The organism is Leifsonia araucanica, assembly GCF_051161895.1.
Lineage (GTDB): Bacteria > Actinomycetota > Actinomycetes > Actinomycetales > Microbacteriaceae > Leifsonia.
Genome location: NZ_JBMBTW010000002.1, coordinates 2,029,343 through 2,042,995, shown reverse-complemented (window position 1 = coordinate 2,042,995; position 13,653 = coordinate 2,029,343). Strand labels below are relative to the sequence as shown.

At 69.6% G+C, this 13,653-nt stretch carries 12 protein-coding genes; 4 read left to right on the top strand and 8 right to left on the bottom strand.

Annotated features, from left to right (window positions below; translation table 11 throughout):
• Window positions 1-107 precede the first annotated feature (107 nt).
• The 3 genes from ACN6M5_RS09780 to ACN6M5_RS09770 are packed head-to-tail and all read left to right on the top strand — an operon-like array spanning window position 108 to window position 4,152.
• Entirely contained in the window at window positions 108-1,817 is a 1,710-nt protein-coding gene (locus ACN6M5_RS09780) for an IlvD/Edd family dehydratase (protein ID WP_434949481.1), read from the top strand.
• The gene (locus ACN6M5_RS09775) at window positions 1,814-2,698 is read left to right on the top strand and encodes a fumarylacetoacetate hydrolase family protein (protein WP_434949480.1); all 885 of its coding nucleotides are present in this window, start codon (window positions 1,814-1,816) and stop codon (window positions 2,696-2,698) included. Before ACN6M5_RS09780 ends, ACN6M5_RS09775 begins: the two co-directional genes overlap by 4 nt.
• Window positions 2,695-4,152 (top strand): aldehyde dehydrogenase (NADP(+)), encoded by a 1,458-nt coding sequence (locus ACN6M5_RS09770; protein ID WP_434949479.1) that lies wholly within the window; start codon window positions 2,695-2,697, stop codon window positions 4,150-4,152. Before ACN6M5_RS09775 ends, ACN6M5_RS09770 begins: the two co-directional genes overlap by 4 nt.
• 1 nt (window position 4,153) lies before the next feature.
• Here the strand turns inward: ACN6M5_RS09770 and ACN6M5_RS09765 are convergent, their stop codons facing one another.
• From ACN6M5_RS09765 to ACN6M5_RS09750, 4 genes are all read right to left on the bottom strand, one after another.
• Window positions 4,154-5,017, bottom strand: coding sequence for an SMP-30/gluconolactonase/LRE family protein (locus ACN6M5_RS09765; protein WP_434949478.1), 864 nt, complete (start codon window positions 5,015-5,017; stop codon window positions 4,154-4,156).
• Between the two features lie 98 nt (window positions 5,018-5,115).
• Window positions 5,116-5,946, bottom strand: coding sequence for a carbohydrate ABC transporter permease (locus ACN6M5_RS09760; protein ID WP_085368912.1), 831 nt, complete (start codon window positions 5,944-5,946; stop codon window positions 5,116-5,118).
• Window positions 5,943-6,905 (bottom strand): carbohydrate ABC transporter permease, encoded by a 963-nt coding sequence (locus ACN6M5_RS09755; protein ID WP_434949477.1) that lies wholly within the window; start codon window positions 6,903-6,905, stop codon window positions 5,943-5,945. Before ACN6M5_RS09755 ends, ACN6M5_RS09760 begins: the two co-directional genes overlap by 4 nt.
• A 6-nt stretch (window positions 6,906-6,911) precedes the next feature.
• Complete coding sequence (locus ACN6M5_RS09750; protein WP_434949476.1) at window positions 6,912-8,225, bottom strand: ABC transporter substrate-binding protein; 1,314 nt, start codon at window positions 8,223-8,225, stop codon at window positions 6,912-6,914.
• Window positions 8,226-8,431: 206 nt separating this feature from the next.
• Here ACN6M5_RS09750 and ACN6M5_RS09745 point away from each other — a divergent pair, with 206 nt between their 5' ends.
• Window positions 8,432-9,466, top strand: coding sequence for a LacI family DNA-binding transcriptional regulator (locus ACN6M5_RS09745; protein ID WP_434949475.1), 1,035 nt, complete (start codon window positions 8,432-8,434; stop codon window positions 9,464-9,466).
• A gap of 44 nt (window positions 9,467-9,510) precedes the next feature.
• Here ACN6M5_RS09745 and ACN6M5_RS09740 read toward each other — a convergent pair whose 3' ends face one another.
• From ACN6M5_RS09740 to ACN6M5_RS09725, 4 genes are all read right to left on the bottom strand, one after another.
• The gene (locus ACN6M5_RS09740) at window positions 9,511-10,860 is read right to left on the bottom strand and encodes an MFS transporter (protein WP_434949474.1); all 1,350 of its coding nucleotides are present in this window, start codon (window positions 10,858-10,860) and stop codon (window positions 9,511-9,513) included.
• A 116-nt stretch (window positions 10,861-10,976) separates the two neighbouring features.
• Complete coding sequence (locus tag ACN6M5_RS09735) at window positions 10,977-11,609, bottom strand: response regulator transcription factor (RefSeq protein ID WP_434949473.1); 633 nt, start codon at window positions 11,607-11,609, stop codon at window positions 10,977-10,979.
• Window positions 11,606-12,652, bottom strand: coding sequence for a sensor histidine kinase (locus ACN6M5_RS09730; RefSeq protein ID WP_434949472.1), 1,047 nt, complete (start codon window positions 12,650-12,652; stop codon window positions 11,606-11,608). Before ACN6M5_RS09730 ends, ACN6M5_RS09735 begins: the two co-directional genes overlap by 4 nt.
• Window positions 12,653-12,665: 13 nt before the next feature.
• Entirely contained in the window at window positions 12,666-13,568 is a 903-nt protein-coding gene (locus tag ACN6M5_RS09725; RefSeq protein ID WP_434949471.1) for a UbiA family prenyltransferase, read from the bottom strand.
• Window positions 13,569-13,653 lie beyond the last annotated feature (85 nt).

Below are 13,653 nucleotides of genomic sequence, written 5' to 3'. Positions count from 1 at the left end.
CGGGCGGGAGCAGGGGCCATCGGCTCCTGCGTCGGCGGATGGCGGAACGTGGAAAACTTTCGTAATCGGTACGCCGTAGGGCACATCAATCAAAGGAGATTCACCCGATGGTCCGATCACAGGGCTGGTACGGCGGCGACGGCCGCGACCCGTACATCCACCGGGCGTGGATGCGCAGAGGCGTGCCGGATCACGCGTTCGACGGGAGGCCCCAGATCGCCATCGCGAACACCGCGAGCGACCTCACGCCGTGCAACCTGCACCTCAACGAGGTGGCCGAATACGTCAAGCAGGGCGTGTGGGAGGCGGGCGGCGTCCCGGTCAACGTACCGATGGTGTCGCTGGGGGAGACGCTGGTCAAGCCGACGGCGATGCTCTGGCGCAACCTGGCCGCGATGGCCACCGAGGAGATGCTGCGCGCCAACCCGATCGACGCCGCCGTGCTGCTCGGCGGCTGCGACAAGACGATCCCTGCCCTGCTGATGGGAGCGGCGTCCGTCGACATCCCCGCCGTCGTGCTGCCGGGCGGCCCGATGCTGAACGGCTACTTCCGCGGGGAGCGGATGGGCTGCGGCACCGGTGTCTGGCAGCTCTCGGAAGAGGTCAGGGCCGGCACGCTCAGCGAGGCGGAGTTCGAGGCGACGGACAAGAAGATGATCCGCAGCAAGGGGCACTGCAACACGATGGGCACCGCATCCACGATGGGGCTGATGGCCGAGGCGCTCGGCATGACCATCCCCGGCGTCGCGGGCACCCCTGCCGCGGACAGCCGCCTGCTCGAAGCGGCCCACGCGTCCGGCAGGCTCGCGGTGGAGCTCGCGCTGGAGGATCGCCGCATCTCGCAGGTCATCACGAAGGAGTCCTTCCACAACGCGATCGTCGCGCTCGCCGGGATCGGCGGATCGACCAACGCCGTCGTGCACCTGCTGGCGATCGCCGGGCGGCTGGGCATCGACCTCACCCTGGAGGACTTCGACAGGATCGGCGGCCAGGTGCCGCTGCTCGTCAACCTGCAGCCGGCGGGCGCATACCTGATGGAGGACCTGTTCCGCGCCGGAGGCTTCCTCGCCGTGCTCGACCAGCTCACCGATCTGCTCGACCCCGCGGCGCAGACCGTCACCGGGCGTCCGCTCACCGACTACCTGGGCGGCAACCAGGTGTGGGACAGCGGCGTGATCACGCTCCGCGACGACCCGCTGCAGGACGACGCGGGCATCGCGGTCCTGCACGGCAATCTCGCCCCACGCGGCGCGATCATCAAGCCGGCCGCCGCGACCCCCGAGCTGCTGGTGCACACCGGGAGGGCTGTCGTCTTCGACTCCATCGAGGACGCCCACGCGCGCCTCGACGACCCGGACCTCGACGTCGACGCGGACTCCGTGGTCGTCCTCCGCGGCTGCGGGCCGAAGGGCTACCCCGGCATGCCGGAGGTGGGCAACATGCCCATCCCGCAGAAGCTGCTGAAGCAGGGCGTGCGCGACATGGTCAGGATCAGCGACGGACGTATGTCCGGAACGGCATACGGCACCGTCGTGCTGCACGTCGCCCCCGAGGCGGCCGCCGGCGGACCGCTCTCGCTCGTGCAGGACGGCGACCTGATCTCGCTCGACGTGCCGAACCGGCGCCTGGAACTCCTGGTCGACGAGGCGGAGCTGGCGGGCCGAACCGCCGCCCAGCGCGAGGTCGACGGCTTCGCGAGGGCAGACCGCGGCTGGCAGAAGCTGTACATCGAACACGTCCAAGGAGCAGACACCGGCGCCGACCTCGACTTCCTCGTCGGGTCGAGCGGCTCGGTGGTCACGAGGGAGTCCCATTGAGCACCGAGAACACCGCCTCAGCCCGGCCGCGCACGGCCATCGCCAGAGTGGAGGCCGGCGGCGAGATCGTCTGGGCGGTCCGCCGCGGTGACGAGTACTCGCCGCTCGGTCTCACCCTGACCGAGCTGCTCCGGCTGCCTGCTCCGGATGCGCGCAGCGCCGTCGAGCGCGCATCCGGCGGCGGCATCGTGCCCACCAGGGTGCTCGCGCCTGTCGATCCGCAGCAGGAGGTCTGGGCTGCCGGTGTGACCTACCTGCGCAGCAGGGACGGCCGCATCGAGGAGGCGAGCGACGGGACGCCGTACGACAAGGTCTACGCCGCCGAGCGCCCCGAGCTGTTCTTCAAGGCGACGGGCGCGCGCGTGATCGGGCCGGGAGGGAACGTCGGTGTCCGCGCGGATTCTCCGTGGAACGTGCCGGAGCCGGAACTCGGCCTCGTGCTCGACGCCCACGGCGGGCTGTTCGGCTACGTGCCGGGTGACGACGCGTCGAGCCGGTCGATCGAGGGGGAGAACCTGCTCTACCTTCCGCAGGCCAAGGTGTACACCGCCGCCTGCGGGCTGGGGCCGGAGATCGTCCCGGCCTGGGAGGTGGCGGCGCCGTTCGCAATCGGTCTCGAGATCAGCCGCGGCGGCGAGACGGTCTTCAGCGGCTCCGCGTCGACCGATCAGATGGCGCGCACGCTCGACGACCTCGCCGACTGGCTGTTCCGGGGGCTGGACTTCCCCGACGGTGTGATCCTGCTGACCGGCACCGGCGTGGTGCCGGACGCGGACTTCACGCTGCTGCCCGGCGATGAGGTCGGAGTCGACATCGCCGGGGTCGGACGCCTGGTCAACGGGGTGTCGCTCGTCGGCGCCCAGAAGGAGGGAGCGCGATGACAGCATCGGACACGATCACCGTGGACGTCGACACCGCCATGACGGAGGCGGCCGCCGCAGCCCCGCGGCTGGCCCTCTCGGCCCCCACCGCGCGCGCCGCCTGGCTGCGCGCCATCGCCGACCGGCTGGATGCCGATGCGGACGCCCTGGTCGACCTCGCAGCGCGCGAGAGCCACCTCACCACGCAGCGCCTCACTGGCGAACTGGTGCGCACCACCTTCCAGCTGCGCCTGTTCGCGCAGACTGTCGAGGACGGCCGCTATCTCGACGCCACCATCGACCACGCCGATCCGGACTGGCCGATGGGCGCCCGCCCCGACCTGCGCAGGGTGCTCCGCCCGATCGGGCCGGCCGCCGTCTACGCGGCGAGCAACTTCCCGTTCGCCTTCTCCGTCGCCGGTGGAGACACCGCGGCGGCCATCGCGGCGGGAGCGCCGGTGGTCGTGAAGGCGCACCCCGCGCATCCGGAGCTCAGCCGGGCGGTCGCGGGGCACATTCTGGCTGCACTGGACGAGGCGGAGGCACCCGGCGGAACGTTCGCGATCGTCGAGGGCAGGGAGGAGGGACGCACGCTCGTCCTCGACCCGCGGCTCGCTGTCGCGACCTTCACCGGGTCGCTCTCCGGCGGGCGGGCGCTGTTCGACCTGGCAGCATCCCGGCCGGAGCCGATCCCGTTCTACGGCGAGCTCGGCAGCGTCAACCCCGTCTTCGTGACGCGGGCGGCCGCTGCGGCCCGGCCGGAACGGATCGCCGACGGCTTCGCGGCGTCGATGACGCTCGGCGTCGGCCAGTTCTGCACGAAGCCGGGCGTCCTGTTCGTGCCGGAGTCGTCTGCGCTCCAGCAGCTGGTGGTGGATGCGGTGCGCGCGAGCAGCGGAGGCCCGATGCTCACCGACACGATCCGCGACGGCTTCTACGGCAGCCTCGACCCGCTCGCCGGCCGCGACGGAGTCGACCTGCTCGCCGGGTCGGCCGAGCGCGGGGACCAGCCGACGCCGACGGTGTACGGCACAGACGTCGCCACCTTCCTCGCGCATCCGGAGGAGCTGCTGGAGGAGCACTTCGGGCCGGCCGCCCTGCTCGTCCGCTACGGCTCGGACGACGAGCTGCTCGCCGCCGCTCGCAGCCTGAACGGCCAGCTCACCGCAACTGTGCACGGCGAGGACGACGACAGCGTCGGCGACCTGATCGAACTGCTCGCCGCGAAGGCGGGCCGCGTGCTCTGGAACGGCTGGCCGACCGGCGTCTCCGTGACGTACGCGCAGCAGCATGGCGGGCCGTACCCGGCGACGACGGCGCCGCACTTCACCTCGGTGGGCACCGCATCCATCGGGCGGTTCCTGCGGCCGGTCGCCTACCAGGACGCTCCGGATGCTGCACTGCCGCCCGCCCTGCAGGACGCGAACCCGCTGGGCATCCCGCGCCTTATGGACGGCACGATCCAGCTGCCCTGATTCAGCCGGCGTAGTCGGGGAGTGCGACGCCGCGCACCCCCGGCTGCGCGGCGAACACGGCCCCGGCCTGCGGCTCGGCGTCGTCCGGCAGGTGCTGCCTGGACGACGTGACGTAGAGGGTGTCCAGGTCGTGCCCACCGAAGGCGGCCGCGCTGGTGTTCGTGACGCCGGGCACGTCGAGCACGGCCGTCAGGGCTCCCGCCTGGTCGTAGCGTCGCACGGCGCCTCCGCCCCAGAAGGCCACCCAGAGCCCGCCGTCCGCGTCGATGGTCATGCCGTCCGGCGATCCGGCGACGTCGTCGCCGATCGTCACGAGCGGGCGGCGATCGTGGAACGAGCCGTCCGTGCCGTCGTAGTCGAACACATCCACCCTCCTGGTGTCCGTGTCGACGTAGTAGGCGACCGACCCGTCGGCGCTCCACTGCAGGCCGTTCGAGATGGTGGCGCCGGTCAGGGCAACGGAGGTGGTGGTGTCCGGTTCGAGTCGGTAGATCGCGGCGGCGCCGGGCGTGGCGTCGTAGGCCATCGAGCCGCAGAAGAACCGGCCGAACGGATCGCAGCCTCCCTCGTTGAGCCGGATGCCGGGGTCGGTCAGCACGTCGGGCAGGCGCCGGTCGAGGGAGAACTCCTCGTCGAACAGCGAGAAGCCGTGCTCGGTCGCCACGACGAAACCGCCGGAGGCCCTGCGCCGGATCACCGCGGCGACGGGGCTGCCGACGTCGTAGCGCCGCGGGCGGTCGAACGACGCGAGGTCGACGACAGCGCCGGCGAGCATGTCGACCACGAGCAGGCGCTGCCCCACCCGGTCCCACGACGGCCCTTCCCCGTGCCAGGTGACCGGTGCCGTGACCTGTTCAGCCTTCACTGCCAGCCTCCATCCATGACCCACACTGCGCGGTGGCCGGCCGGGAGTCGTCGGCCGCCGGCCACAGCATCAGTCTGGCGACATCGGCGGAGTGGGGCTCAGCGACCCGCCAGCGACCCGCCGATGCCTCCGACGCTGAAGTAGCGGTTCAGGAAGGCGAAGATCAGGATGGGCGGCACCATCATCACGACCGCCACCGTCATCACCGGTCCCCAGTCCGTCGCGTTCTGCTGGAAGAAGGTCTGCAGGCCGATCGGCAGTGTGTAGTTCTGTTCGGAGCGGAGGAAGATCACCGCGACGAGGTAGTCGTTCCAGGAGAGCAGGAACGAGAAGATCGCCGTCGACAGGATGCCGGGGAGCGAGTTGCGGAGCACGATCCGGAGGAACCCGGTGAAGACCGAGCAGCCGTCCATCCAGGCCGCCTCCTCGAGCGCCATCGGGATGGAGTCGAAGTACGCCGCCATCATCCAGGTCGCCACCGCCAGGGTGCCGCCCACGTACAGGATGATGATGCCGCCGAGGCTGTCCACCAGCCCCAGGTTCGCGAACAGGATGAACAACGGGATGATCGAGGTGATCACCGGCAGCGACTGGATGACGAACAGGCCGAGCGAGTATCCGGAGACCAGGCGCCCGCGCCCGCGGGACAGGACGTATCCGGCAGGGGCGGCGACCACGATCGCGACGACGACGGTGATGAGAGCGACCAGGACGCTGTTGCCCAGCCAGGCGGCGACCCCGGTCTCCGAGAACACCGTCGCGTAATTGTCGAGGGTGAGTCCCTGCGTGCTGCTGCCGAAGGCCGGCTGCAGGGAGAGGAAGATCACGGCGGCGAGCGGAACGAGCACGAGAGCGGCGATCAGAAGCAGGGCGGAGAACCGCAGCCACTGGATGCGCCCTCCGGTCGTCTCGGCGGTGGTGGTGGTCACGAGATGTCGACCTTTCGAATCCGTCGGTAGAGGAACACGGAGATCACGACGAGCACGAGCGTCATCAGGAAGGCGATGGCCACCCCGGGCCCGGTCTGGAAGTTCTGGAAGACCGTCGAATACGCGAGCACGACGAGCGTCTGCGTCGACTGCAGCGGGCCGCCCCCGGTGAGGAGGAAGACCGTGGGGAAGTCGTTGACGCAGAAGATGGTCATCAGGATCCAGCTGATGAAGGTGGAGCGCGAGATCATCGGCAGCGTGATGTGGCGGAATGTCTGCCAAGGTCCTGCGCCATCCACCCGGGACGCCTCATAGACGTTGGCGTCCACCGACGCGAGCGCCGAGCTCATCATCATCATCATGAACGGGAAGCTGATCCACACCTTGAAGATGCACACGGTGATCTGCGCGAGTGTCGGGTCGGCGAGGAACAGGGTGTCGCCGAGACCGAGCGCCTTGGTCAGCATCGGAAGCGGGCTCTGCGGCGTCGCGACGAGCCAGTTCCAGGACATCGCCGAGACGACGATCGGCACGACCCAGGGGAGCAGGAGCAGCACCTTGAAGATGCCGCCGCCCGGGGTGCGGGGCCGGAGCAGCAGGGCGAGCGCGAGTCCGATCGCCCAGCTTCCGAAGACGCCGACGATCGTGAAGACCACCGTGAACTGCGCCGCCCGCCAGAACTCGGGCGACTGCAGCACCGTGACGTAGTTGGCCAGGCCGACGAAGTCGCCCGCGTCGATGAGGTCGCCGTTCCGCAGAGACTGCAGGGCGGCGTAGACAACGGGATAGGCGTTCAGCAGGACGAGCAGGATGAGCGAGGGGAGCGCGAACAGCAGCAGCGTCCACGAGACGCTGAAGCGGCGGCGGGGACGTCCGGCGCCGGGCGGGCGGCCACGGCCGGACGAGCCGACCCCGCTGCGCGCCCTGTCGACGGATCGCCGCAGAGTTTCGGTGGACATCGCCACTCACTTCATCCCGGCGGTGATGGCCTTCTGCAGGGTGCTGAGCGCATCCTTCGGAGTGACCTTGAGCGAGAGGATGCTCTGCGCGAACGTCGACATGGCCGGGGTGCTGTCCACGAGGGCGACGTTGGGGAAGAGCGCGTCGTTTCCCGGGGCGGCCCACGTCTTGCACACGGGCTGCCAGACGTCGACCATCTTGGCCGCGTTCGCATCCGCGCGGAACTCCGGGGTCTCGGCGATCGAGCGCAGCACGGGGAGGCCGGCTCCGGTGCTCGTCGTCCAGAGCTGCTTCATGTTCTGGTAGTAGTAGGTCAGGAACGCCTCGGAGCCCTTCTGGCTGGGGGTGTTCTTGTACATCATGATGTTGTTCGAGAAGTAGAGCGCGCCCTTGGTGCCGTTCGCGCTGACCAGCGGGTCGCCGACTCTCATGTCGTCCTGGACCGTCCCGCCGAGGATCTGGGCGAGAGACGGCGCCTCGAACCCCATCGCGAACTTGTCGTTCTTCCACTGCGCCTGCGCGTTGCTGCTGGAGTAGCTCACGCTGCCGGGGTCCATGTAGCCCTTCTTCACCATCTCGACGATGAACTCGAGCGCCTGGATGTTCTGCGGCGTCACGCAGTTCGGCTTCTGGTCGTGGTCGAAGAGCCCTCCGCCGTTGTTGATCATCAGTCCGACGATGCCCTGCGCGCCGTTGCCCTGTGCGCCGGCCGCGATCCCATAGCCGAAGATGCCGATCTTCTTGAGCGCCTCGCAGACGTCCAGGTACGACTGCCAGTCGGTGGGCGGCTCGACGCCGGCCTTCTCGAGCAGCGACTTGCGGTACCAGAGGGCGCGCATGTCGAGGTTGTACGGGAGGGCGACGTAGCCGCGCGACGTCTTCATCGTGTCGAGGAGGCCGGGGAGGAAGTCGTCGAACATGCCGTTCGACTTCCACGACTCCAGCAGGTGGTCCGCGTACGCGATCCGGTTCTGCTGCGAGAACTGGAACGCCTGCGTTCCGCTTCCGCTGCTGACCGCCGGACCCGTGTTGGATGCGACCGCCGACGCGAACGTGGTGGTGAAGTTCGCCCACTGCACGGCCTGGTAGCTGGCGGAGGGGAGCCCGCTCTTCGGCTTGTATCCGAGGGTGATCTTCTTGTCGAGCGGGGTGAACTGGGTGTTCCCCCACGGCATGTTCCAGAACTTGATCGCTCCCGAACCGCCTCCGCCTCCACCGGCCGGTGCGCACGCCGCGAGCGCGGCGAGAACGGCGACTCCTCCGGCGCCGGCGAGCAGTCCGCGGCGGGAGACCGTCAGGGGGGTGTCGAACCCGGGCATCGTCTTCTCCATTCCCGGCAGCTTTGCCGGTGGTCATCGTTGAGTGATGGAGTGCCGACCCGCCGGCCCCTGAAGTGCAAGAAATTGCGCAAAAGAAGCTTTCAGAGCGAAGCGACGGTGCGATCCTCGCACAGTCAATACAACGGATGCAACCGATTCACATCGCGAAAACTTGCGCAAGTTGATTGTATGTATATGCTCTGATCATGTCCCCAGAGAAGAAACGGGAGCGGCAGCCGACCCTGTCGGACGTCGCCACCGTTGCCGGCACGAGCGTGCCGACGGTCTCGAAAGTTCTGCGGGGCGGAACGGACATCTCTCCGGCCACACGCGACAGGGTGATGTCCGCGATCCGGGAGGTCGGATACGCGAAAGGCGCCCCGCGTCCACGGGCCAGGTCGGTCTCCTCCGAGGCTCCACCGCTCATCGACCTGGTCGTCAACCACGTCGACGGCAGCTGGGCCAACCGGGTGCTGGTCGGTGTGGAACGGGCGGCCGCCGCCGCCAACGTCGACGTGGTCATCACCATCGCCCGCGGGGACGGCGACTGGGTCTCCCGCCTGCTCCGGCGGCCGTCGCAGGGCGCCGTGATCGTGCTTGTCGATCCGACGGATGCGCAACTCGCCGCCCTGTCGGCCGGTGGCGTCCCCGTCGTCCTCGTCACGCCGATGAGCAGGCCCGCCGCGCCGGTGCCGAGCGTCGGCGTCACCAACTGGGAGGGCGGCCGCACCGCGGCAGAGCACCTGCTGGAGCTCGGCCACACCAGCTTCGGCGTCATCGGCGGCGGCCGAGACCACCTCTACAACACGGCCAGGATCGACGGCTTCCGCTCCGCCCTCCGCGAAGCGGGAGTGGCAGAGCCGGCCGTCGCGTTCGCCGACTGGAGCAGGGCGCTGGCCGCCGAGCGCGCCGTCGAGCTGCTGTCGGCCGACGACCGGCCGACGGCCGTCTTCGCCTGCTCCGACCTGATGGCGCTCGGCGTGTACGACGCAGCCCGCTCGCTCGGCCTGAGCATCCCGGGCGACCTCAGCGTCGTCGGCTTCGACGACGGCCCGGAGGCCGAGTGGGCGACGCCCGCGATCACGACGGTGCACCAGCCGGTCGCCGAGATGGGAGCCGGCGCCGTCGGCCTCCTCTTCCAAACCCGCCAGACCCACCAGGACGACGAGCCCTCCCGTCCACCCCGCATCGAACTCTCCACCACCCTCATCCCGCGCGACTCCACCGCGAGACACCACTAACTGTCGCGAAACGCCCGGGATGCGCCGCAGTTAGCGGTATCTCGCTAGGCCGTCTCGTACTCTCGGGAGAGCATCCGGTACGCGCGGGTGAGGAACGCCCCTGCCCCGAGCAGCACCATCACGAGACCGGAGACCAGGAAGACGAACGCGATGCCCCGGGTGTCGCCCTCCCCGAGCAGCCAGCCCCAGGTCGCCTGCCCGTCGTCGCCGGCCATGTACGGGATGATCACGAACTGCGCGATCGGGGCGATCAGGAACGCCGTGATCGGTGCGGCGGCGGACTCCATCGCCTGCGCGAACCCGAACACGCGCCCCTGGCGCCGGAACGTCACCACCTTCTGGATCACCGTCTGCTCCGCCGCTTCCACCACGGGGATCAGCGTCATGTACAGCCAGATGCCGAGCGCGTACAGCCACCACCACTCCCGGATGGTGAACAGCGCGCCCAGGACGCCCATCGCGATCACCACGAGCAGCATCGTGCGGATCGGGTTCGTGCCCAGCCCGAACTTCGCGACAAGCAGGCCACCGATGATGAACCCCGTCGCCGTGACGGCGAGGACGATGCCCCACGCCTCCACCCGGAACAGTTCGAGCCCGTACGGGTCCATCAGCGCCAGATAGACGCCGCCGATCAGGTTGTTGAACGTGGAGAACACGATCAGCGCGAACAGGCCGGGCGCGCTGCGGATCGCCGCGATGCTGCCGCGGAGGTCGATGCCGGGCGGCTTCTCCCCGTCCGCGTGCGGTGCGTCCTCCGGGATGCGCAGGAACAGCAGGTGCAGCAGCGCCAGCCCGGTGACCGCGATGGCGATGACGAGCGTCCAGCCCATCCCGAGCATCCCGATGGCCAGACCGCTGAACACGCTGGTGACGATGAAGGCGAGCCCCTGCACCGTGCCGACCAGTCCGTTGGCGTTGGCGTGGCGCTCCACCGGGATGAGCAGGGTCACCGTGGTCGACAGCGCGATGTTGCGCATGTTCTCGATCACCGACCCGAACAGGATGATCCCGGCGAACACCCAGAACATCGGCCCGCCGAGGTCGAGCAGCGTCGACTCGGGGTAGAGCAGGTAGAAGACCCCGGCGATGCAGAACGACACCAGGGTGACGGCGCTCGCCACCACCATCACGGCGTGCTTGCGGTAGCGGTCGACGATCGAGCCGAACAGGATGGAGAACACGGCGACCAGCAGCATGTATGCACCGCCGACGATGCCGGTCGCGAGCACGGAGCGCGTCTCCAGGTACACCCAGAACGTGAGCGCGAACCAGAGGAAACTCGTCGTGACGTTGGCGATCATCGTGTTGACGAGCACCTGCATGAACGTGCGGGTGCCGCCCGCCGGTGGGGAGGCGGACGTGACTGACGCGGCTGCTGACGGCTCCGTCATGCTGTCGAGGCTACGGGACGCGGCCGGTCCTGTCACCGGGTCGCGGCGCATCCGGTGGCGGAAGCGGACGACGGACGCGGGCGACAGAGGGACGTCAGGGACGCTGCTGGCCGACCTCAGGGCGCGTATGGTGCGGGGCCGTCGAGCAGGCCGAGTCGGGCCGCCTTGCGCACAGCGTCGATGCGGGAGGTGGCGCCGAGCTTGAGGTACATGTTCGTGGTGTGGCGCTTCACGGTGCCCTCCGCGATGTGCAGCTGCACGCTGATGTCGCGGTTCGTGTACGCCTGCGCGATCATCCGGAGCACCTCGAGTTCGCGGCTGGTCAGGATGGCGTTGCCGCCCGCATCCACGTCGTCTCCCGCCGGATGCGGGGTGGCCGGTGCAGGACGCGCGCCGGAGACGATCATCGAGAGGTCCTCCCCGCTGATCTTCTTGGTGACGTAGTGGCTGGCCCCCGCGCGGAGCAGCTGCCGTTCCAGGGCGACGTCGTTGTGCATGGTGAGCACGACCACCGCCACCTGGGGGTGGTCCCTCCGGATGCGCGTGATGGTCTGCTCGGCGGGGATGCCGGGCAGCTCGACGTCCAGCAGGAGCACGTCGGGCGCGCTGTCTGCGACGAGCCGGAGAGCGTCGTAGCTCGTTCCGCCCTCTCCGACGATGTCGAACGCGCTCTCCAGCAGCGCTCGGATGCCCTGCCGGAACAGGCTGTGGTCGTCGATGATCACGATGCTGCGACGTTCCGCCGTCATACGCCGGCCTCCTGGACAGGGATGGTGAGCTCGACCCTCGTGCCGACGCCGGGGCCGGGGTCGATGGTGAGGTCGGCCCCGATGAGTTCCGCGCGCTCCTGCGCCGCGACCAGCCCGAGCGCGCCGGAGCGGATCCTGTCGTGCTCGAACCCGTGACCGTCGTCGCGCACCGACAGCAGCACGCTCTCCGGCCGCCAGGTGGAACGCACGACGATACTGTCGGCGTCGGAGTGGCGGCGGGCGTTGTGGATGGCCTCGCGCACGATGATGAACGCCTCCTCCTGCGTTCCGGTGCCGAGCCGGAACGGCTGCCCGTCCAGCTCGACGATCACCGGAGGCCCGGCCTCGTCGAGGTCGGCGACGTAGTCGTCGAGCGCTTCGTCGAGCCGCTTGTCTCCCACGAAGTGCCGCAGATCCCTGGCGATGGCCCTCGTCTCGTCGAGCGCGCCGTCGAACAGGGCCATGCCCTCCGCCAGCCTGGCCTGGGCTGCGCTGCCCTCCGGGTCGGAGAGGCCGCTGAGGTCGACGCGCTGCATCCCGGCCGCGATGCTGTGCGCGACCCTGTCGTGCAGCTCGCGGGAGATGCCGAGCCGCTCCTCGCTGTGCGCGACGGCGAGCCGTTCCAGCAGCACGTTCACGTACGCGACGGAGGCGGGGATGACGTTGCCCATGATGGATGCGTTGAGCGCCCTGGCGATCTCGTCGTTCCCCACGAGGTGGCCCACCGCATCCACCAGCACGCTGAGTGCCTCGTCGAACAGCAGCGTCGCCGCCTTGAGGCTGTCCACCGGATGCACGTTCTGGCGGGCCCGCTGCTCGCCCACCTCCGCGCCGCGCGACGCCTGCCGCGGCTCGGAGGGCGGCAGCAGCCCGAGGGACGCGAAGGTCTGGGCGAGGATGCGCTGCACCTGCGCCAGGAACTCGGCCTCGATGTACGAGTCGGAGACGAGGACGCTGTCCGCCGAACGCAGGGCGCTGGTCACGCGCTCCACGACGGCGGCGCGCGCCTCGGCGAGGTCGGCGTCGATCGGTCTCGTAGTCATCCTGTGCTTTCTATCACGGCGTGGCCGCCAGGCCCACGGCGAGCAGGTTGACCGTGTACTGCGACACCATGAATGCGCGATACGGCCGTCGCTGCGCGCGCCGGTCCTGTCCGCGTCCGGCGATCGACAGGCCGCTGACGGCGACGGCGCACGGACCGAGCGCTGCCAGCGACAGCAGAGCGGGATTGAGGGCGGCGGCCAGCACGCCCAGCCCGCCGATCGCCGCCGACCCGGTGGCGACGGCCAGCCGCGCCGCCCGCTCGCCCAGCACGATCGGCAGTGTCCGCCGCCCGGCGATCCTGTCCCCGACGGCGTCGCCGAAGTCTTTCGCGTGCCCGACCACCGCGATCCACAGCGCCATCACCACCGCGAATACGGGCACGGCGGACGGGATGGTGCCATGGAACGCCTCCGCGCCGGCCAGGTAGGTGAGCAGGCCACCGGATGCGGCCACCGCCAGGGCGGGAACCGCCCACTTCTTCGCGGCGTGAGCACCGAGCGAGTACGCGAGGCCGAGGGTCAGCATCAGGACGACGAGCAGCACGAACACCAGGGTGACGTGCACGGCTATGCTCAGCGACGCCACGGCGAGCACCACGCACCACGAGCCGGCCGCGTTCGTCGTGAGCGCTCCGGATGCGAGCGGCCGGTGCGACCCGTTCGCCCGGTCCCCGGCGATGTCGCTGATGCCGTTCACGAGGTAGACCACCCACACGGCCAGGAACCACGACGCGCCCCCGACCACCGCTCTGACGACCGGGATCTCCCCGCCGAACGCCAGCATCCCGCCCACCAGGAACCGCAGGTTGAACACCCACAGCACGATGGGCCGTGCTTCGGTGTACGACCAGCAGAGGGTACGCAGGACGGAGAGGGGCCCGCTCGCCTCTGCGCGGACCCCGATGGTTCGGGTCACCCGCTCATCATGCGTACGCCGCAGCCCGCAGCACGATGCCGGAGACTACGACCAAAGTCACATCTTTGCCGTCCGCGCCTCCGGA